This window comes from Streptomyces sp. NPDC047085, assembly GCF_040643735.1.
Taxonomy (GTDB): domain Bacteria; phylum Actinomycetota; class Actinomycetes; order Streptomycetales; family Streptomycetaceae; genus Streptomyces.
Window position 1 is genome coordinate 1,210,672 of the sequence record NZ_JBEYUW010000001.1, and the last position, 17,608, is coordinate 1,228,279.

Annotated in this window: 18 protein-coding genes; 9 read left to right on the top strand and 9 right to left on the bottom strand. The window is 71.4% G+C overall.

The features are described from left to right. Positions 1–97: 97 nt before the first annotated feature. The gene (locus ABZ865_RS05260) at positions 98–871 is read right to left on the bottom strand and encodes an IclR family transcriptional regulator (protein WP_067313156.1); all 774 of its coding nucleotides are present in this window, start codon (positions 869–871) and stop codon (positions 98–100) included. Between the two features lie 140 nt (positions 872–1,011). Here ABZ865_RS05260 and ABZ865_RS05265 point away from each other — a divergent pair, with 140 nt between their 5' ends. The 4 genes from ABZ865_RS05265 (at position 1,012) to ABZ865_RS05280 (ending at position 5,084) form a co-directional block, all read left to right on the top strand. Continuing rightward, positions 1,012–2,541 carry an aldehyde dehydrogenase (NADP(+)) gene (locus ABZ865_RS05265; RefSeq protein ID WP_361224005.1) on the top strand — a complete coding sequence of 510 codons (1,530 nt, stop codon included), beginning with the start codon at positions 1,012–1,014 and terminating at the stop codon, positions 2,539–2,541. Between the two features lie 86 nt (positions 2,542–2,627). After that, the gene (locus tag ABZ865_RS05270; RefSeq protein ID WP_361224008.1) at positions 2,628–3,131 is read left to right on the top strand and encodes a GNAT family N-acetyltransferase; all 504 of its coding nucleotides are present in this window, start codon (positions 2,628–2,630) and stop codon (positions 3,129–3,131) included. A 77-nt stretch (positions 3,132–3,208) separates the two neighbouring features. Continuing rightward, a complete protein-coding gene (locus ABZ865_RS05275; RefSeq protein ID WP_361224011.1) occupies positions 3,209–3,925 on the top strand; it encodes a DsbA family oxidoreductase in 717 nt (238 codons plus the stop codon). A gap of 97 nt (positions 3,926–4,022) precedes the next feature. Further along, entirely contained in the window at positions 4,023–5,084 is a 1,062-nt protein-coding gene (locus ABZ865_RS05280) for an aminotransferase class V-fold PLP-dependent enzyme (protein WP_361224014.1), read from the top strand. 326 nt (positions 5,085–5,410) lie between these two features. Here ABZ865_RS05280 and thpD read toward each other — a convergent pair whose 3' ends face one another. The 5 genes from thpD to ABZ865_RS05305 form a co-directional block, all read right to left on the bottom strand. Further along, positions 5,411–6,319 carry an ectoine hydroxylase gene (gene thpD / locus ABZ865_RS05285; protein ID WP_361224017.1) on the bottom strand — a complete coding sequence of 303 codons (909 nt, stop codon included), beginning with the start codon at positions 6,317–6,319 and terminating at the stop codon, positions 5,411–5,413. 7 nt (positions 6,320–6,326) lie between these two features. After that, on the bottom strand, positions 6,327–6,731 hold the full coding sequence (locus ABZ865_RS05290) for an ectoine synthase (protein WP_361224019.1): 405 nt from the start codon (positions 6,729–6,731) through the stop codon (positions 6,327–6,329). Positions 6,732–6,796: 65 nt separating this feature from the next. Further along, on the bottom strand, positions 6,797–8,068 hold the full coding sequence (gene ectB / locus ABZ865_RS05295; protein ID WP_361224022.1) for a diaminobutyrate--2-oxoglutarate transaminase: 1,272 nt from the start codon (positions 8,066–8,068) through the stop codon (positions 6,797–6,799). An 86-nt stretch (positions 8,069–8,154) separates the two neighbouring features. After that, a complete protein-coding gene (gene ectA / locus ABZ865_RS05300) occupies positions 8,155–8,670 on the bottom strand; it encodes a diaminobutyrate acetyltransferase (RefSeq protein ID WP_361224025.1) in 516 nt (171 codons plus the stop codon). A gap of 323 nt (positions 8,671–8,993) precedes the next feature. Continuing rightward, positions 8,994–10,094, bottom strand: a complete 1,101-nt coding sequence (locus ABZ865_RS05305) for an aminotransferase class V-fold PLP-dependent enzyme (RefSeq protein WP_361224409.1) — start codon at positions 10,092–10,094, stop codon at positions 8,994–8,996. A 168-nt stretch (positions 10,095–10,262) separates the two neighbouring features. On the opposite strand from ABZ865_RS05305, the gene ABZ865_RS05310 reads away from it, so the two are divergent. The 5 genes from ABZ865_RS05310 to ABZ865_RS05330 all read left to right on the top strand — a co-directional run bounded on the left by ABZ865_RS05310 (position 10,263) and on the right by ABZ865_RS05330 (position 14,940). Further along, the gene (locus tag ABZ865_RS05310; RefSeq protein ID WP_361224028.1) at positions 10,263–11,105 is read left to right on the top strand and encodes a transporter substrate-binding domain-containing protein; all 843 of its coding nucleotides are present in this window, start codon (positions 10,263–10,265) and stop codon (positions 11,103–11,105) included. A 4-nt stretch (positions 11,106–11,109) separates the two neighbouring features. Then, positions 11,110–11,943: an amino acid ABC transporter permease gene (locus tag ABZ865_RS05315; protein WP_361224031.1), complete on the top strand. Its 834-nt coding sequence runs from the start codon at positions 11,110–11,112 to the stop codon at positions 11,941–11,943. Next, positions 11,940–12,734: an amino acid ABC transporter ATP-binding protein gene (locus tag ABZ865_RS05320; protein ID WP_361224034.1), complete on the top strand. Its 795-nt coding sequence runs from the start codon at positions 11,940–11,942 to the stop codon at positions 12,732–12,734. The genes ABZ865_RS05315 and ABZ865_RS05320 overlap by 4 nt, the downstream gene beginning before the upstream one ends. Positions 12,735–12,776: 42 nt before the next feature. Next, complete coding sequence (locus ABZ865_RS05325) at positions 12,777–13,868, top strand: amidohydrolase family protein (RefSeq protein WP_361224037.1); 1,092 nt, start codon at positions 12,777–12,779, stop codon at positions 13,866–13,868. A 169-nt stretch (positions 13,869–14,037) separates the two neighbouring features. Then, the gene (locus ABZ865_RS05330; protein WP_361224039.1) at positions 14,038–14,940 is read left to right on the top strand and encodes an SCO1860 family LAETG-anchored protein; all 903 of its coding nucleotides are present in this window, start codon (positions 14,038–14,040) and stop codon (positions 14,938–14,940) included. 97 nt (positions 14,941–15,037) lie between these two features. On the opposite strand, the gene cobC is transcribed toward ABZ865_RS05330, so the two are convergent. Genes cobC through ABZ865_RS05345 form a run of 3 tightly spaced genes read right to left on the bottom strand, consistent with a single transcriptional unit; the run spans position 15,038 to position 17,608 of the window. Further along, positions 15,038–16,111, bottom strand: a complete 1,074-nt coding sequence (cobC, locus tag ABZ865_RS05335; RefSeq protein ID WP_361224042.1) for an Rv2231c family pyridoxal phosphate-dependent protein CobC — start codon at positions 16,109–16,111, stop codon at positions 15,038–15,040. After that, positions 16,101–17,024 carry a sirohydrochlorin chelatase gene (locus tag ABZ865_RS05340; RefSeq protein ID WP_361224045.1) on the bottom strand — a complete coding sequence of 308 codons (924 nt, stop codon included), beginning with the start codon at positions 17,022–17,024 and terminating at the stop codon, positions 16,101–16,103. The genes cobC and ABZ865_RS05340 overlap by 11 nt, the downstream gene beginning before the upstream one ends. Further along, the gene (locus tag ABZ865_RS05345) at positions 17,021–17,608 is read right to left on the bottom strand and encodes a precorrin-8X methylmutase (protein ID WP_361224412.1); all 588 of its coding nucleotides are present in this window, start codon (positions 17,606–17,608) and stop codon (positions 17,021–17,023) included. Before ABZ865_RS05345 ends, ABZ865_RS05340 begins: the two co-directional genes overlap by 4 nt.

Sequence of the window (17,608 nt, forward strand, 5' to 3'; positions counted from 1 at the left end):
GTCCGGGGCCACGGCCTCCGGGGTTACGGTCTCCGGGGTCACGGAGTCCGGATCACGGCCTCCGGGGTCACGGCCTTCGCGCTCGCGGCCCCCGGGCTCACAGCCTCCGCGTCGCCAGTGTCAGCCGGTCCCGGGCGTCGAACAGGGCGTCCTTGATCATCTGCTCGTGGGCCGGGGTGAGCCGGGCCACCGGGACCGAGCAGCTGATGGCGTCGCGGGCGGGGGTGCGGTACGGGATGGCGACGCCGAAGCAGCGCAGGCCCAGCGTGTTCTCCTCGCGGTCGACGGCGAAGCCCTGCTCGCGGACCTGGTGGAGTTCCTCGATCAGCTTCTCGCGGTCGGTGATGGTGTGCTCGGTCAGCGCGGGGAGGGTCTCCGGGAGGAGCTTGCGGACCTGTTCGTCGGTGTGCGTGGCGAGCAGCGCCTTGCCGAGGGAGGTCGAGTGCGCCGGCAGGCGGCGGCCGACGCGGGTGAAGGGGCGCAGGTAGTGCTGCGACTGACGGGTGGCCAGGTAGACCACGTTGGTGCCGTCCAGGCGGGCCAGGTGGATGGTCTCCGTGGTGTCGTCGGAGAGCCGGTCCAGGGTCGGGCGGGCCGCCGCCACCACCTCGTCGCCGTCGATGTAGGAGGTGCCGACCAGCAGCGCCCGCACCCCGATGCCGTACCGCGTGCCCGTCGCGTCCGTCTCCACCCAGCCCAGTTCCACGAGCGTGCGCAGCAGCATGTACAGGCTGGACTTGGGATAGCCCACGGCCTCCTGGACCGCCGCAAGGGAGTGCATACCGGGCTTTCCGGCGAAGTACTCCAGCAACTCGACCGTCCGCACCGCGGACTTGACCTGTGCCCCGCCGCCTGTCTCGCCTGCCGACATCGCCGTTGACCCCTTCGTTCGACGAGGACGTGGATATATAGTCTCCGAGCAGCGTATTCATCATCAGAGACGGTGTTCAGTATATCGAACGCGGCTGATGGTTGACCTCGAAAGTGCGGCCTTACTTGGAGGGATCCGCGGTGGCAGCAGCACCAGTCTGGAGTGTCGACCCGCGCACCGGGAAGCAGCGTGAACAGGTTGCGGTGGAGGCCACAGCCCAGGAGGTGGACGCGGCCGTACGGGCGGCGCACGCCGCGCGCGGCGCTCTCGCCGACCGCGCGGTCCGCTCCGCGTTCCTGCGCTCGGCCGCGGCCGGCCTGGAGGCGGCCAAGGACGGCCTGATCGAGACGGCCGACGCCGAGACCGCCCTCGGCCCGGTCCGGCTGACCGGCGAACTCGCCCGTACGGCGTACCAGCTGAGGGCCTTCGCCGACATCGTCGACGAGGGTGCCTTCCTGGACGTCGTCATCGACCACCCCGACGACAGCGCCACCCCGCCCGTCCCGGACCTGCGCCGCTACAAGGTCCCGCTCGGCGTCGTGGCCGTCTACTCCGCCTCCAACTTCCCCTTCGCCTTCTCCGTCGCCGGCGGCGACACCGCGAGCGCGCTGGCCGCGGGCTGCCCGGTGGTCGTCAAGGCCCACCCCGACCACCCGGCCCTGTCCGAGCTGGTCGCCAAGGTGCTGCGCCGGGCCGCCGCCGGGCACGGCATCCCCGAGGGCGTCGTCGGACTCGTGCACGGCTTCGACGCGGGCGTCGAGCTGATCCGGCATCCGCTGGTCGCCGCCGCGGGCTTCACCGGTTCCGTGCGGGGCGGGCGCGCTCTGTTCGACGCGGCCGCCGCGCGTCCGGTGCCGATCCCGTTCCACGGCGAGCTGGGCTCGCTGAACCCGGTCGTGGTGACCGAGGCGGCCGCGGCCGAGCGGGCGGAGGCCATCGGTACCGGGCTCGCCGGGTCCATGACCCTCGGCGTCGGCCAGTTCTGTGTGAAGCCCGGCCTGGTGCTGGTGCCGTCCGGCGCGGCGGGCGACGGGCTGGTCAAGGCCCTCACCGACGCGGTCAGCGACACCGAGGCGGGGGTGCTGCTCGACCACCGCATGCGGGACAACTTCGTCGCGGGCGTCGCCGAGCGCGCCCAACTGCCCGAGGTGGAGTCGCCGGTCACCCCGGGCGCGGGCGGGGCGCACACCGTCAGCCCGGGGTTCCTCACGGTGCCGGCGGCGAAGCTGGCCGAGGAGGGGGCGTACGACGTGCTCCTGGAGGAGTGCTTCGGCCCGGTCACCGTGGTGGTGCGGTACGAGGACGAGGCGGAGGCGACGACGGTTCTCTCCCGGCTGCCGGGCAACCTCTCCGCGACCGTCCACCTGTCCGCGGAGGAGGCCGCCGGGGAGGGGCGGGGCGCGGAGATCCTCGCCGAACTGACGCCGCTCGCCGGGCGCGTGGTGGTGAACGGCTGGCCGACGGGCGTCGCCGTGGCGCCGGCCCAGCATCACGGCGGGCCGTACCCCGCGACCACCTCCACGTCCACCTCCGTGGGTGGTACGGCGATCGAGCGGTGGCTGCGGCCGGTCGCCTATCAGGGAGCGCCCGAGGCGTTGCTGCCCAAGGAACTGCGCGACGACAACCCCCTGGGTCTGCCCCGGCGGTTCAACGGGGTGCTGCAGCGGTGACGCCGTAGGGGTGCCCCGCTCGGCCGGCGGGGCGCCCCGTTCGGTCGGCACGCAACCGGAACCGGTGGCGACGCGTCCTTCGCTGCATGATCCGTGAACGTGTGACCGGCGCCCGGGTGATCCGCACCGCCCTGCCCGCCGAGACCGAGACCATCGCCGATCTGCACGTCCGGGCGCGATCCACGTACTACCCGGACGGGCTGCCCCAGGCCGACTTCGACTGGGTGGAGGCCTGGCGCGCCTCCATCGAACGCCCCGACGGACATGTGCTGTGCGCCGTCGAGCGGGGCCGGATCGTCGGCATCGCCTCCTTCCGCACCCCGGACGGCGCACCCGCGGACACGGTCAAGCTGTTCCAGTTCCATGTCGACCCCGACCACTGGCGCTCCGGCATCGGTACGGCCCTGCACGCGGCCTGCGTCGAGGAGTGGCGGGCCGACGGCAGGCGCACCGCCGTCCTCGACGTGCACGCGGACAACGAGCGAGCCCAGGCCTTCTACGCCCGCCAGGGCTGGTTCCCCGACCCGGAGAACCCGCCCGCCGAGGGCGACCACCACCTCTTCCTCCGCTTCACCGTGCCCGGGGAATGAACCCCACTGCTTGAACGTTCACGTATGGATGCGGGGAGAGTCTCCGCGCCCGTACGACCTGGAGAAGAGCCGAAGACATGCGCGTCGAGATCTGGAGCGACATCGCCTGCCCCTGGTGCTACGTGGGCAAGGCCCGCTTCGAGAAGGCGCTCGCTGCCTTCCCGCACCGTGACGAGGTCGAGGTGGTGCACCGCTCCTTCGAGCTGGACCCCGGCCGCGCCAAGGGCGACGTCCAGCCGGTGATCACCATGCTCACCAAGAAGTACGGCATGAGCGAGGCGCAGGCCCAGGCCGGCGAGGACAACCTGGGCGCCCAGGCCGCCGCCGAGGGCCTGGACTACGTCACCCGCGGCCGGGACCACGGCAACACCTTCGACATGCACCGCCTGCTGCACCTCGCGAAGGAGCAGGGCAGGCAGGACGAGCTGATCCAGATCTTCTACCGGGCCAACTTCGCCGAGGAGCGGTCCGTCTTCACCGAGGGCGACGAGCGGCTGGTGGAGCTGGCCGTCGAGGCCGGACTGGACGCCGACGCCGTTCGCAAGGTGCTGGCAGACCCCACGGCGTACGCCGACGAGGTCCGCGCCGACGAGCGCGAGGCTGCTCAGCTCGGCGCGAACGGTGTCCCCTTCTTCGTCCTGGACCGCACGTACGGCGTCTCCGGCGCCCAGCCCGCCGAGGTCTTCACCCAGGCGCTGACCCAGGCCTGGGGCGAGCGTTCCCCGCTGAAGCTGGTCGATCAGGGTGACGCCGAGGCCTGCGGCCCGGACGGGTGCGCGGTGCCGCAGCACTGAGAAACCGCAGGTCGGCGCGGATGTATAAGCGTTCCTAAGCGGATCCACGTAAAAATCGGCAATGGACTACGACTTCGTCCGGCCGCAGAGTGGACCCATGGAGACCACGGAGACGTTCGAGAGCCTCGTCCGCGCCGAGTTCACCCCGAAGACCACCTACCTCAACACCGCCAGCAACAGCCTGCTGCCGGCCCGTACCGTCGCCGCCCTGCACGAGGCGGCGCTGCTGCGGGCCGAGGGCCGGCCGCTGACCTCGCTGTACGAGGACGTCGAGGCCTGCCGGGCCGGGTACGCCCGGCTCGCCGGAGTCCCGGCCACCCGGGTCGCGGCGGGCGCCTCGGTCGCCGCGCACTCCGGGGTGATCGCCGCCTCGCTGCCCGCGGGCGCCGAAGTCCTCACCGCCGAGGACGACTTCACCTCCGTGCTGAACCCCTTCCACGTCCGCGGCGACCTCAAGGTTCGCACGGTGCCGCTGGAGCGGATCGCCGAGTCCGTCCGCCCGGACACCGCGCTGGTCGCGGTCAGCGCCGCCCAGTCCGCCGACGGCCGCGTCGCCGACCTGCCCGCCCTGCGGGAGGCCGCCCGCGCGCACGGGGCGCGCACCTACGTCGACTTCTCCCAGGCCGCCGGCTGGCTGCCGATGGACGCGGACGCCTACGACTTCACCGCCTCGGTCTCCTTCAAGTGGCTGCTCGGCCCGCACGGCGCGGCCTTCCTCACGGTCCCCGAGGACTTCGGCGGGCTCACCCCGCTGCTCGCGGGCTGGGTCGCGGGCGAGCGGCCCTGGGACAGCTGCTACGGCCCGGTCGACGAACTCGCCCACTCCGCCCGGCGGTTCGACCTCACCCACGCCCTGTTCAGCTACGCCGGGCTGCGCCGCTCCCTCGAACTGATCGAGGAACTCGGCGTGGCCGCCGTCCACGCCCACGACGTGGCCCTCGCCGACCGGTTCCGGGCCGGGCTCGCGACCCTCGGCCACACGCCCGTGCCCGCCCCCGGCTCGGCCATCGTCTCCGTCCCCGGGCTCGGCGTTCGCCAGCCCCAGCTGAGCCGCGCCGGCATCGAGGTCTCCGACCGCGCGGGCAACCTGCGCGCGGCCTTCCACCTGTACAACACGACCGCGGACGTGGACCGTCTGCTGGACGCGCTGTCCGGCTGACGGCACGACCGGGCCGGGACCCCCCGTCCCACACGAGGAGGCCCCGGCCCGGTGCTCGGGGGGACTTCACCTACTGAAGTCGCTACTTCACCGGAGTCACCTTCTCGGCCGTGAACGACCGAGCTTGTGCGCTCGGCGATTCACACCTCGTCGCGCTCCTCGGCTGCCGCTGGCTGCGGCATCGAGGTCGCATCCGCCTTGAGGGCGCGGGACCGGTGACAAGGCCCCACACCGGGAGGACCCCGGTGACGCCAGCCCGGTCGACGCCAACCACAACCGTGTCCCCGGGCAAGCCGGTTCGTGCCTTCAAACGGCTCACAGACTGACTATGCCAGGGTAGCGGGCGCTGCGTTCACCGGGGTGAAATCCCTTGCCCCGATGAACTCCGGCCGCCGCACCGGCGCCGCGAACGGCTCCACCGCCGTGTTCTCCACGCTGTTGAACACGATGAAGACGTTGCTGCGCGGGAACGGCGTGATGTTGTCGCCGGAGCCGTGCATGCAGTTGCAGTCGAACCAGGTCGCCGAGCCGGCCTTGCCGGTGAACAGCTTGATGCCGTACTCGCTCGCCAGCTTGGTCAGCGCCTCGTCCGAGGGCGTGCCCGCGTCCTGCATCTGCAGCGACTTCTTGTAGTTGTCCTCGGGCGTGGCCCCGGCACAGCCCAGGAACGTCCGGTGCGAACCCGGCATGATCATCAGGCCGCCGTTGGTGTCGTAGTTCTCGGTCAGCGCGATCGAGACGGACACCGTGCGCATGTTCGGCAGGCCGTCCTCGGCGTGCCAGGTCTCGAAGTCCGAGTGCCAGTAGAAGCCGCTCGCGCCGAAGCCGGGCTTGACGTTGATCCGGGACTGGTGGACGTACACGTCGGAGCCGAGGATCTGCCGGGCCCGGCCGACCACCCGCTCGTCGCGCACCAGGTTCGCGAACACCTTGCTGATCCGGTGCACCTCGAAGACGGAGCGGATCTCCTGCGACGTCGGCTCGACGATGGAGCGCTCGTCGGCACGGATCGCCGGGTCGGCGACCAGCCGGTCCAGCTCACGCCGGTAGACCTCGACCTCGTCCGAGGTGATCAGCTGCTCGATGGCGAGGAAGCCGTCGCGCTCGTACGACTGCAGGTCGGCCGCCGTGATCGGGCCGGGGGTGTCCGGGGAGCCCCAGACGACCGGGTCCTGGCGGGGTGCGGTCACCTCGGTGGTGCCGCGGCTGGGGTACAGATCGGTGACGGTGGTCATCGGTGTCTCACACCTCCTTGGGCTCGGTGAGCAGCGGGTAGACGCCGTTCTCGTCGTGGTCCTCCCGTCCGGTCACGGGCGGGTTGAACACGCAGATGCAGTGGAAGTCCTCCTTGACGCGCAGCGTGTGCCGCTCGTGGCCGTCGAGGAGGTACATGGTGCCGGGGGTGATGGTGTGCGTCTTCCCGGTCTCGTGGTCGGTGAGTTCGGCCTCGCCCTGCGTGCAGACGACGGCCTCGATGTGGTTGGCGTACCACATCGACGTCTCGGTCCCGGCGTACAGGATGGTCTCGTGCAGCGAGAAGCCGACCCGCTCCTTGGCGAGGACGATCCGCTTGCTCTCCCAGGTGCCGGACCTGGACCTCACATGCCGGTCGGTGCCTTCGATGTCCTTGAACGATCGGACGATCACGGTGCTGTGCTTCCTCCTCGGTGAATGGTGCGGGTCGGTGCGGGTCGGTGCCGACCAGGTGCCGGCTAGGCGGTCTCGCGGACGGCGCGGGCGAGGACGCTGAGGCCCTCGTCCAGTTCGTCGGCGGTGACGGTGAGCGCGGGCAGCAGCTTGACGACCTCGCTCTCCGGGCCGGACGTCTCGATGAGCAGTCCGAGTTCGAAGGCCCGCCGGGCGACCCGCTCGGCCCGTGCCTTCTCGTGGAACTCCAGGCCCCACACCAGCCCGCGGCCGCGGTACTCCCGCACGTCGGCGAGGTTCTCCTCGGTGATGGAGATCAGCCCCTGTTCGACCTGCTCGCCCCGGGCCCTGGTCTGCTTCTCCATGGCGGAGCCGTCGGTCCAGTACGTCTCCAGGGCCGCGGTGGCGGTGACGAACGCGGGGTTGTTGCCGCGGAAGGTGCCGTTGTGTTCGCCCGGCTCCCAGATGTCGAGTTCGGGCCGGAACAGGCACAGCGACATCGGCAGGCCGTAGCCGCTGATCGACTTGGACACGGTGACGATGTCGGGAGTGATGCCCGACTCCTCGAAGGAGAAGAAGGCGCCCGTGCGGCCGCAGCCCATCTGGATGTCGTCGACGATCAGCAGCATGTCCTGCCGCTCGCACAGCTCCTTGAGGGCGCGCAGCCACTCGGGCCGGGCCACGTTGATGCCGCCCTCGCCCTGCACGGTCTCCACGATCACCGCGGCCGGCTTGTTCAGGCCGGAGCCCTGGTCCTCCAGCAGCCGCTCGAACCACAGGAAGTCCGGCACCGTGCCGTCGAAGTAGTTGTCGAACGGCATCGGCGTGCCGTGCACCAGCGGGATGCCGGCGCCGGCCCGCTTGAAGGCGTTGCCGGTGACGGCGAGGGAGCCCAGCGACATGCCGTGGAAGGCGTTCGTGAACGACACGATCGCCTCCCGCCCCTTCACCTTCCGGGCCAGCTTCAGCGCCGACTCCACGGCGTTGGTGCCGGTCGGGCCCGGGAACATGACCTTGTACGGCAGCTCGCGCGGGCGCAGCACCAGGTCCTGGAAGGTCCCCAGGAACGCACGCTTGGCGGTGGTCGACATGTCCAGGCCGTGGGTGACGCCGTCCCGGGACAGATAGTCGATCAGCGCCCGTTTCAGGACCGGGTTGTTGTGGCCGTAGTTGAGTGAGCCGGCGCCGGCGAAGAAGTCGAGGTACGCGTGCCCGTCCTCGTCGAACATCCGGCTGCCCTGCGCACGGTCGAACACGGTGGGCCAGCCGCGGCAGTAGCTGCGCACCTCGGACTCGAGGGTCTCGAAGACACTGAGGTCGGGCTGGGTGATGGTCACGGTGAATCGCTCCTCAAAGCGAACTGGAGTGCTGGGTCGGCGGATCAGCGGATCGACGGTCGAACGGGTCGGACCGATCAAGCGGGTCAACGGGCCGCACCGGTCAACGGACCGATGCGGTAGAGGACTTCTGGGTCGTGCGAGCCCTCCGGGAAGAGGTCGGCGGGGAACAGCACCTCGCGGGTGAGGTCCGCTCCGTGGCGCTTCGCGAACGAGGTGAACAGCCGCTCGGAGGCGGTGTTCCCCGGCGTGATGGTGGTCTCGACGGCGGTGACGCCGCGCTCGGCGGCGAGCCGCGCGGTCAGCCCGTCCAGCAGCGCGGCGGCCACGCCGCGACCCCGCTGGGCGGCGTCGACGGCGACCTGCCAGACGAGCAGGGTGCCGGGGCGGTCGGGCCGCACGTACCCGGTGACGAAACCAACGGGCTCACCCTCCGCGTCGCGCGCCACCGCCGAGGTGGCGGCGAAGTCCCGGCACCACAGCAGATAGCTGTACGAGGAGTTCAGGTCGAGGGTTTTCGAGTCCTTGGCGAGGCGCCAGAGTGCGGCTCCGTCCGCCATTGTCGGTCGGTCGATGAGCAGGTCTGCTGCTGCGGCAGTCATGCGGCACGAATTTAGCGAGGCGAATTCAGAAATGCACGGGCGGGGTGGCTTCGGTGAGAGACATGGGGTGCAATATGCCCGGTTTGACACGTATCAAACCTGGGCAAAACGGACTGTTTGTGGAGTACGTCACAGCCTGGAAACCTGCCGGAAAACTGGGCCGTTTAGTTGCGCGGAAAGCGGGCAGAAGAACACGGGAAGCTATCGTCGGCGGAATTCGAAGGAGTTGTGAAACTCGCTTGAATTCGATGCGGGGAAAAGGAAAACGGCCCACGCGTTTCGCGTGGGCCGATCTCTGTGGGGCGGATGTCCACCGCCGGGCGTCACCGCCAGGCTTCGTCCGCCGCCCGGCGGGCCCCCTCCAGGTCCACCGCGAGACCCCGCTCGGCGAGAGCCGCGCCCAGGGCCGACAGGGAGCGGTGCACGGCGGCCGGGGTCGCGTCGGGGCCGTAGTGGTTGACCCGGATCATCTCCTTGGCCAGGGCGCCGCCCCCGGCGGCCAGCGGCAGCGCGGGGTCGCTCTCCAGGGCCCGGGCCACCAGCTCGGAGGCCACCACGTCCGACGGCACCCGCAGGGTCGTCGCGACCGGCGCGGCGTCCCGCGCCTCGTACACATACGGCTCCAGGCCCCCGCCCAGGGCCACCGCGCCCGCGCGCACGGCCAGCGCGGCATCCCGGTGCCGGGCCATCACCGTCACCGGACCCGCCGCCTCGATCCGCTCCAGGCACGCCTCCAGCGCCAGCATCTCCAGCTGGGCCGGAGCGTGCAGCAGCGCCCGGCGGCCGCCGTCGATCCAGCGCTCCTTCCAGTCGAGGAGGGAGAGGTAGGACCGGCGCGGCGCGTTCGGGTTCGCGGCCATCCGGGCCCACGCCCGCTCACTCACCGAGATCGCCGAGACACCGGCCGGGCCGCCCATCGCCTTCTGCGCCCCGATCACGCACAGGTCCACGCCCCACGCATCCGGCAGCACCGGCTCGGCCCCGACCGAGGCGACCGCGTCCAGGTAGAACAGCGCGCCGTGCTCCCGCACCGCCTCGCCGATCTCCGCGACCGGGTTGGTGTTGCCGGTCGCCGCCTCCGCGTGGACGAGGGACACGAAGTCGATCTCCGGGTGCTCGGCGAACGCCTCCCGGATCTGCGCGGCCGTCACCGCCGTGTGGAAGGGGACGGAGAGGTCGTGCACGGTCGCGCCACAGTCGCGCAGCCAGTTGCCGAAGGTCTGCCCGTACGGGCCCGTGATCACGTTCAGCGCCACCGTGCCCGGACCGGCCGCCGCGCGGATCGCGCCCTCCAGCGGCAGCAGCGCCTCGCCCTGCGTGATCACGACGTCCTGCCGGGTGTCCAGCAGTCGGGCCACCCGGTCCTCGATGGCGGCGAACCGCTCGGCGCTCAGCGGGGGCAGATCGAGGAAGGGGTGCGTCACGGTGCTGCTCTCTTCGTTCACGGAGTTCTTCAAAGTGCTTCAAGTCAAGCGGGACAAACTCCACCGATCTTAAGGCGGACGCCCCCCTGGCCATGGGTTTGGTTTGAGGCACTCAAACTCTTCCTTATAATCGGAACGCACAGTTCCCCCACGGAGATCGAGATCCCCATGAAAACGCTCGGACGCCGGACCCGCCTTCTGGCAGCCACCACCGCGACGGCCGGGCTGGTGCTCGTGGCCGGCTGCTCCTCCAGCGACTCGGGGAGCGGCAAGACCACCGTCAAGGGGGTCCACCTCGTCAAGGCCGGTCAGCTGACCACCTGCACCCACCTGCCGTACCCGCCGTTCCAGTCGGAGATCAACGGCAAGGTGCAGGGCTTCGACGTCTCCCTCATCGACCTCGTCGCCAAGGACCTGGGCGTCAAGCAGCAGATCCTCGACACGCCGTTCGAGAACTTCAAGACCGGCGCCTTCCTCAACTCCGGCCAGTGCGACCTCGCCGCCGCCGGCATGACCATCACCGACGAGCGGAAGAAGAACGTCGACTTCTCCGACCCGTACTTCGAGGCCACCCAGGCCGTGCTCGTCGACAAGAAGAGCGGCGTCAACTCCCTCGCCGACGTCAAGGCCAAGGGCAAGAAGCTCGGCGCCCAGGCGCAGACCACGGGCGAGGACTACGCCAAGAGCAAGGGCTTCGACCCGGTCTCCTTCCACTCCTCCGACGCGGTCCTCAACGGCCTGCGCACCGGCCAGGTCCAGGCCGTGATCATCGACTACCCGGTCGTCCAGGGCTGGCTGAAGGACAAGGCGAACGCCGCCGCGTTCAAGGTCGCCGACAACCTCAACACCGGTGAGCAGTACGGCTTCACGGTGAAGAAGGGCAACACCGCGCTGCGCGAGGCCATCAACAAGGCCCTCAAGCAGGCCAAGGCCGACGGCACCTACAAGAAGATCTACGAGCAGTGGATCGGCCCGTACAACGCCTCTGCCGCCTCCCCGTCCGCGTCCTGACCCCATGACCGACACGGACACACGCATCCAGCCGAGGAAACCGGGCCTCACGCGCCGGCAGCGGCGCAGGCTCTCGCGCGGGGCGCAGTACGCCGTCTTCGTCGCCGCCGTGGCCGCGTTCGCTGCCACGGCGGACTGGGGACGGCTGAAGAACCAGTTCGCGCAGGCCCACATCGCCCGGCAGATGTTCCCGGACATCATCACGGTGGCGCTGAAGAACACCGTGCTGTACACCCTGTCCGGGTTCGTGGTGGGCCTGGCGCTCGGCATGGTCATCGCCCTGATGCGCCTGTCGTCCGTGGGGCCCTACCGCTGGGTCGCCGGCATCTACATCGAGATCTTCCGCGGCCTGCCCGCCCTGCTGATCTTCATCTTCGTCGGCGTCGGCGTGCCCCTGGCCTTCCCGAGCCTCGTGTACCCCGGCGGTACCTACGGCAAGGTCGCCGTCGCGCTCGGCCTGGTCTCCGCCGCCTACATGGCCGAGACCATCCGCGCCGGCATCCAGGCGGTGCCCAAGGGGCAGATGGAGGCGGCCCGTTCGCTGGGCTTCTCGCCGGCCAGGGCCATGGTCTCCATCATCGTCCCGCAGGCCTTCCGGATCATCCTGCCGCCGCTGACCAACGAGCTCGTCCTGCTCTTCAAGGACTCCTCGCTGGTGCTGTTCCTCGGCGTCACCCTGGAGGAGCGCGAGCTGTCCAAGTTCGGCAACGACCTGGCCAGCACGACCGCCAACTCCACCCCGATCCTGGTGGCCGGCCTGTGCTACCTGCTCATCACCGTGCCGCTCGGCTTCGTCGTGCGCCGCATGGAGTCCAGGACCCAGGAGGCGATCCGATGAGCCGCCCCGAGATCCACGTGCAGGGCCTGCACAAGTCCTTCGGCGACAACCACGTCCTGCGCGGCATCGACCTGGAGATCGGCCAGGGCGAGGTCGTCTGCGTCATCGGCCCCTCCGGCTCCGGCAAGTCCACGCTGCTGCGCTGCGTGAACCTGCTGGAGGAGCCGACCGAGGGCCAGGTCTTCGTCGGCGGCACCGAGATCACGGACCCCGACGTCGACATCGACGCCGTACGCCGCCGGATCGGCATGGTCTTCCAGCAGTTCAACCTCTTCCCGCACCTCAGCGTCACCGAGAACCTCACGCTCCCGCAGCGCCGGGTCCTGCGGCGGGACAAGACGACGGCCGCGCGGACGGCCGCCGAGAACCTGGCCCGGGTCGGCCTGTCCGAGAAGGCGGACGCCTACCCGTCCTCCCTCTCCGGCGGCCAGCAGCAGCGCGTGGCCATCGCCCGCGCGCTCGCCATGGGCCCCGAGGTGATGCTCTTCGACGAGCCGACCTCCGCGCTCGACCCGGAGCTGGTCGGCGACGTCCTCGCGGTGATGCGGCGGCTCGCCGAGGACGGCATGACCATGATGGTCGTCACGCACGAGATGACCTTCGCCCGCGAGGTCGCCGACCGGGTCGTCTTCATGGACGGCGGCGTGATCGTCGAGGACGGCAGCCCCGAGCAGGTCATCGGCAACCCCCGCAACGAGCGCACCCGCCACTTCCTTTCCCGGGTGCTCGACCCGGCGATGGCGGAGGTGGAGGAGGAGACCTCGGACCAGGTGGGGAAGGCTGAGCTGTAGCTCACTCACCACACGGACCGCGGGCTCATTAAGGTGCGGTGTATGAGCGATCACGCGGTGCTGCACGTGAAGGGCCGGGTCCTGGTGGGGCCCGAGGACGTCCGCGACGAGCTGTGGGTGGTCGGGGGCCGCGTCTCCTACGACCGCCCCGCCGACGCCCAGGACGTCCGGACCGTCGAGGGCTGGGCGCTGCCCGGCCTGGTCGACGCGCACTGCCACGTGGGCCTCGGCGCCGAGGGCCCGGTGGACGCGGAGACCGCCGAGAAGCAGGCGCTGACCGACCGGGAGACCGGCACCCTGCTGATCCGCGACGCGGGCTCGCCCTCCGACACCCGCTGGATCGACGACCGCGAGGATCTCCCGAAGATCATCCGAGCGGGCCGGCACATCGCCCGCACCCGTCGCTACATAAGGAACTACGCCCACGAGATTGAGCCGGACGAGCTCGTCGCATACGTCGCCCAGGAGGCCCGGCGCGGCGACGGCTGGGTCAAGCTGGTCGGCGACTGGATCGACCGCGACCTCGGCGACCTGGCGCCCAGCTGGCCGCGCGACGCCGTCGAAGCGGCCATCGCCGAGGCCCACCGGCTCGGTGCCCGGGTCACCGCGCACTGCTTCGCGGAGAGTTCGCTGCGGGACCTGGTCGAAGCGGGCATCGACTGCATCGAGCACGCCACGGGCCTCACGGACGACCTGATCCCGCTGTTCGCCGAGCGGGGCGTCGCGATCGTCCCGACCCTCGTCAACATCGCCACCTTCCCGCGGCTCGCGGCCGGCGGCGAATCCAAGTTCCCGCGCTGGTCGGACCATATGCGCCGGCTGTACGAGCGCCGCTACGACACCGTGCGCGGGGCGTACGACGCGGGGATCCCGGTGTACGTCGGCACCGACGCGGGCGGCTCGCTGGCCCACGGTCTGGTCGCGGGCGAGGTCGAGGAACTGGTCACCGCCGGCATCCCGCCCCTCGACGCGCTCTCGGCGACGAGCTGGGGCGCCCGCGCCTGGCTCGGCCGCCCCGGCCTGGAGGAGGGCGCGCCGGCCGATCTCGTCGTCTACGAGGCCGACCCCCGGGCGGACGTCCGCGTGCTCGCGGCACCGCGCCGGGTGGTGCTGAACGGGATCGTCGTCGAGTAGGGGACGAAGGGGCATCGGGGGAGCAGGGGAACACGTGTGCCCGGTGATTCGAAGAAGCGTGCGAGATATCCACGTTTGAGTGAAGTAACCCAGGATAGCTGACCGTTCACCCACAGTGCGTACAAGGTTGACGGGTCCCAAGCATGTTCCGTCTGGGGGTCCCACCGCCTTGAACAGCAAAAACTTCCGCATGCCCGCACGCCGTCTCGCCGCCGTGGCGACGGTCACCGCCCTCGCCGCGGCTCCCGCGGTGCTGGGCGCGGGCGCCGCGCACGCGACCGAAGACCACGGTCGCGCCTCCGCCGTCGTGCTGCGCACCGGGCTCGACGTGTCCCTGCTCAACAAGACCGTGAACGTCCCGCTCGCGGTCTCCCTCAACGAGGTCCAGGCACCGCGCAGCGCCGACAAGACCGTGCTGTCGGCCCGGCTCGACGGAGTGAACGGGGGCAACCCGTTCACCGTCCTCGCCGCGGACGTCGCCTCGGCCAAGGCCACCGTGACGCCGAAGCGCGCCGAGGGCTCCGTCCGGGTCGCGCACGCCAAGCTGCACGTGCCGGGCCTGCCCCTGCTCTCCCTGATCGAGGCCGACACGGTCACCGCCCAGGCGACCTGCGAGGTGGGCAAGCGGCCCGTGGCCTCCGCGAACGTCCTCGGCGCCGTCACCGTCCTCGGCAAGCGCGTCACGCTCACGGCCGGCGGCCCCACCGAGGTGAAGGTGCCCGGCGTCGGCGAGGTCCGCCTCGACCTCTCCCAGCGCAGCACGACCACGCGCACGGCCGCCGCGACGGCCCTCGAACTCAAGGTCTCCGTCAACCCGTTGAAACTGAACGTCGCCGAGGTCGAAGGAACGGTCACCCTGGCGAAGGCGACCTGCGAGTCCCCGATGCACCGGCCGACCGGCCACCCGGTCCCGAGCCACGACCCGGGCACCGCCGTCGAACCCCAGGGCGGCCGTGCCGACCTCGCCGAAACGGGCGGCAACCCGGCGACCCCGTACATCGCGGGCGGCGCGCTGGCGCTGCTGCTGGTGGGCGGCGGAGCGGTGGCGGTGGCCCGCCGCCGCAAGAGCTGACCGAATTCCTGGCGGGGCCAGGGCCTGTCTTCCGGATCTTGCCGGGGTCGCCAGGAGGCTCGGTCGGCCGGAGCCGGCCTGATCCGGAAGACAGGCCCTAGCCCAGCGCCCGCTCCAGCCCCGCCAGGAATCCGTTCACCGTGGCCCGGTCCCGTACGGCCATGCGGATCCAGTCCTCGTCCAGCCCGGGAAACGTGTCCCCGCGCCGTACCGCGTAGCCCAGCGCGCGCAGGCGTCGGCGCACCGCGGCGGCGTCCGGCATGCGCACCAGCACGAACGGGCCTTCGGCGGGACCGGCCACCCGCACGCCCCGGTCGGCGAAGGCGGCGAGCCCCGCCAGCAGATGTGCCCGGTCCGCCGCGATCCGGTGCGCCGCGTGCGCCGCCTCCGCCAGCGCCCGTGGTGCCACACACGCCTGCGCCGCCGCCAGCGCCGGCGTCGACACCGGCCACAGCGGCTGGGCCCGCTCCAGCTCGGTGATCGTCTCCGGCGCGGCCAGCACATAGCCGATGCGCAGCCCGGCCAGGCCCCACGTCTTGGTCAGACTGCGCAGCACGACCAGGCCGGGCACGTCGGTCCGCCCCGCCAGCGCCTCCCGCTCACCCGGCACCGCGTCCATGAACGCCTCGTCGACCACCAGCGTCCGCCCGGGACGGGCGAGCCGGACGACGACATCGGCGGGATGCAGCACCGACGTCGGATTGGTCGGGTTCCCGATCACCACCAGATCCGCGTCCTCCGGGACGGCCGCCGGATCGAGCCGGAAGCCGTCCGTCTCCCGCAGCAGCACCCGGTCCACGGTGTGCCCCGCGTCCCGCAGCGCCGCCTCCGGCTCGGTGAACTGCGGATGCACCACCACCGGCCGGCGCACCTTCAGCGCCCGCGCCAGCAGCACGAACGCCTCCGCCGCCCCCGCCGTCAGCAGCACCCGCTCCACCGGCAGCCCGTGCCGCGCCGCCACCGCCGCCCGCGCGGCCCGCCCGTCCGGGTAGGCCGCGAGCGACGACAGGGACGCGGCGATCTCCTCCCGGAGCCAGGCCGGAGGCGTGTCCGCCCGCACGTTGACGGCGAGGTCGACCAGCGCGGCCCCGTCGTCCCGCACCTCGGCGTCCCCGTGATGCCGCAGATCGTGCCCGGTGTCCGGGGTGTCCCCGGAGTCCTCAGTGCGCATGGCTGTGGGAGTGCCCCCCGTGATGGTGATGCCCGTGACCGTGCCCGTGGTGTCCGTCGTCGTCCGGGTGGAAGTGCGGCTGCTGCGGCAGACCCACCTTGTCCTCGAACCCCGGCAGCGCGATCCGGTACACGCACGAGTCGCAGTTCATCCTGAGGTCGCCCTTGACGGCCTCCTCGTACCGCTCCAGCACCAGGTCCAGCAGCTCCGGCTCGGGCCCGATGACGTCCGCCGAGCGCACCTCGGCCGCCGGACGCGCGGCCGCCCACTCCTCGGTCTGCCGCCGTACCCGGTCCGGCAGGATGCCGGTGAACAGGAAGTAGGGCAGGACGACGATCCGCTCCGCCCCCAGCTTCGCGCACCGGTCGAGCCCGCTCGGCACGTCCGGCGCCGCCAGCGACACGAACGCCGTCTCCACACCGGCGTATCCGCGCCCCTCCCACAGCAGCCGCGCCGCCTTGTGCACCTCGGCGTTGGCGTCCGGGTCGGTGGACCCGCGCCCGACCAGCAGCACGGTGACGTCGGCCCGGTCCCAGTCGCCGAGCACCGCGTCCAGCCGCCGCTCCAGCACGTTCAGCAGCGACGGGTGCGGGCCGAGCGGACGCCCGTACGTGTACGAGATCCCCGGGTGCCGTTCCTTCTCGCGGGCCAGCGCGGCCGGGATGTCGCCCTTGGCGTGCCCGGCGGACACCAGCATCAGCGGCACGGCCGCGAACCGCCGTACGCCCTGTTCGACCAGTTCGGTGACGGCCTCGCCCAGCGGCGGCGGGGACAGCTCGATGAAACCGCCCGCGACGCGCAGTTCGGGGTGACGGCGGCCCAACTCCCGTACGAAGTCGCGGAACGCCTCGGCTCCGGCCTCGTCCCGGGTGCCGTGGCCGGCGACGAGCAGGGCGGGGGGAGGGTTGGTCACGGGGTCTCCTTCGGGGAAATCGGGTGGTACAGCAGGGCGTTGAGCGCGGCGGCGGCGACCGCCGACCCGCCCTTCTCGGACACGTTGCTCACGGCGGGCAGCCCGCTCTCGCGCAGGGCGGCCTTGGACTCGACCGCGCCGACGAAGCCGACGGGCAGCCCGATGACGAGGGCCGGCGCCGCGTCCAGGGTCAGTAGCTCCTCCAGCGCGGTCGGAGCGTTGCCGATCACCCACAGGGCGCCCGGGCCGACCTGCTCGTAGGCGAGCCGGATCGCGTGCGCCGAACGGGTCAGCCCCGGCCCGGACTCGGCGTCCCGCAGCCGGCAGACGGTCTCCCGCCGGGTGATCCCGGCGCCCACCATCTCGACGTCCACCACCACGGGGGCCCCGGCGTGCAGCGCCGCGTGCGCCGTCGCCAACTCGCCCTCGTCCATGACGAGATCGTTCGCGTACTCCAGGTCGGCGGCGGAGTGGATGACCCGCTCCACCACCGCCCGGGTCAGCGGCGGGAAGTGCGAGGTGTCCAGGCGGGCGCGCAGCCGCCGGTAGGACTCCTGCTCGATCGGATGGACCACACGGGTCAG

What these genes read in the sequence shown, in the direction of transcription:
- ABZ865_RS05280 (WP_361224014.1), top strand. Translation starts at nt 4,023, where the DNA reads ATGGAGACCACGGAGACGTTCGAGAGCCTCGTCCGCGCCGAGTTCACC.
- ABZ865_RS05310 (WP_361224028.1), top strand. Translation starts at nt 10,263, where the DNA reads ATGAAAACGCTCGGACGCCGGACCCGCCTTCTGGCAGCCACCACCGCG.
- ABZ865_RS05315 (WP_361224031.1), top strand. Translation starts at nt 11,110, where the DNA reads ATGACCGACACGGACACACGCATCCAGCCGAGGAAACCGGGCCTCACG.
- ABZ865_RS05275 (WP_361224011.1), top strand. Translation starts at nt 3,209, where the DNA reads ATGCGCGTCGAGATCTGGAGCGACATCGCCTGCCCCTGGTGCTACGTG.
- ABZ865_RS05270 (WP_361224008.1), top strand. Translation starts at nt 2,628, where the DNA reads ATGATCCGTGAACGTGTGACCGGCGCCCGGGTGATCCGCACCGCCCTG.
- ABZ865_RS05260 (WP_067313156.1), bottom strand. Translation starts at nt 871, where the DNA reads ATGTCGGCAGGCGAGACAGGCGGCGGGGCACAGGTCAAGTCCGCGGTG.
- cobC (WP_361224042.1), bottom strand. Translation starts at nt 16,111, where the DNA reads ATGCGCACTGAGGACTCCGGGGACACCCCGGACACCGGGCACGATCTG.
- ectA (WP_361224025.1), bottom strand. Translation starts at nt 8,670, where the DNA reads ATGACTGCCGCAGCAGCAGACCTGCTCATCGACCGACCGACAATGGCG.
- ABZ865_RS05320 (WP_361224034.1), top strand. Translation starts at nt 11,940, where the DNA reads ATGAGCCGCCCCGAGATCCACGTGCAGGGCCTGCACAAGTCCTTCGGC.
- thpD (WP_361224017.1), bottom strand. Translation starts at nt 6,319, where the DNA reads ATGACCACCGTCACCGATCTGTACCCCAGCCGCGGCACCACCGAGGTG.
- ABZ865_RS05325 (WP_361224037.1), top strand. Translation starts at nt 12,777, where the DNA reads ATGAGCGATCACGCGGTGCTGCACGTGAAGGGCCGGGTCCTGGTGGGG.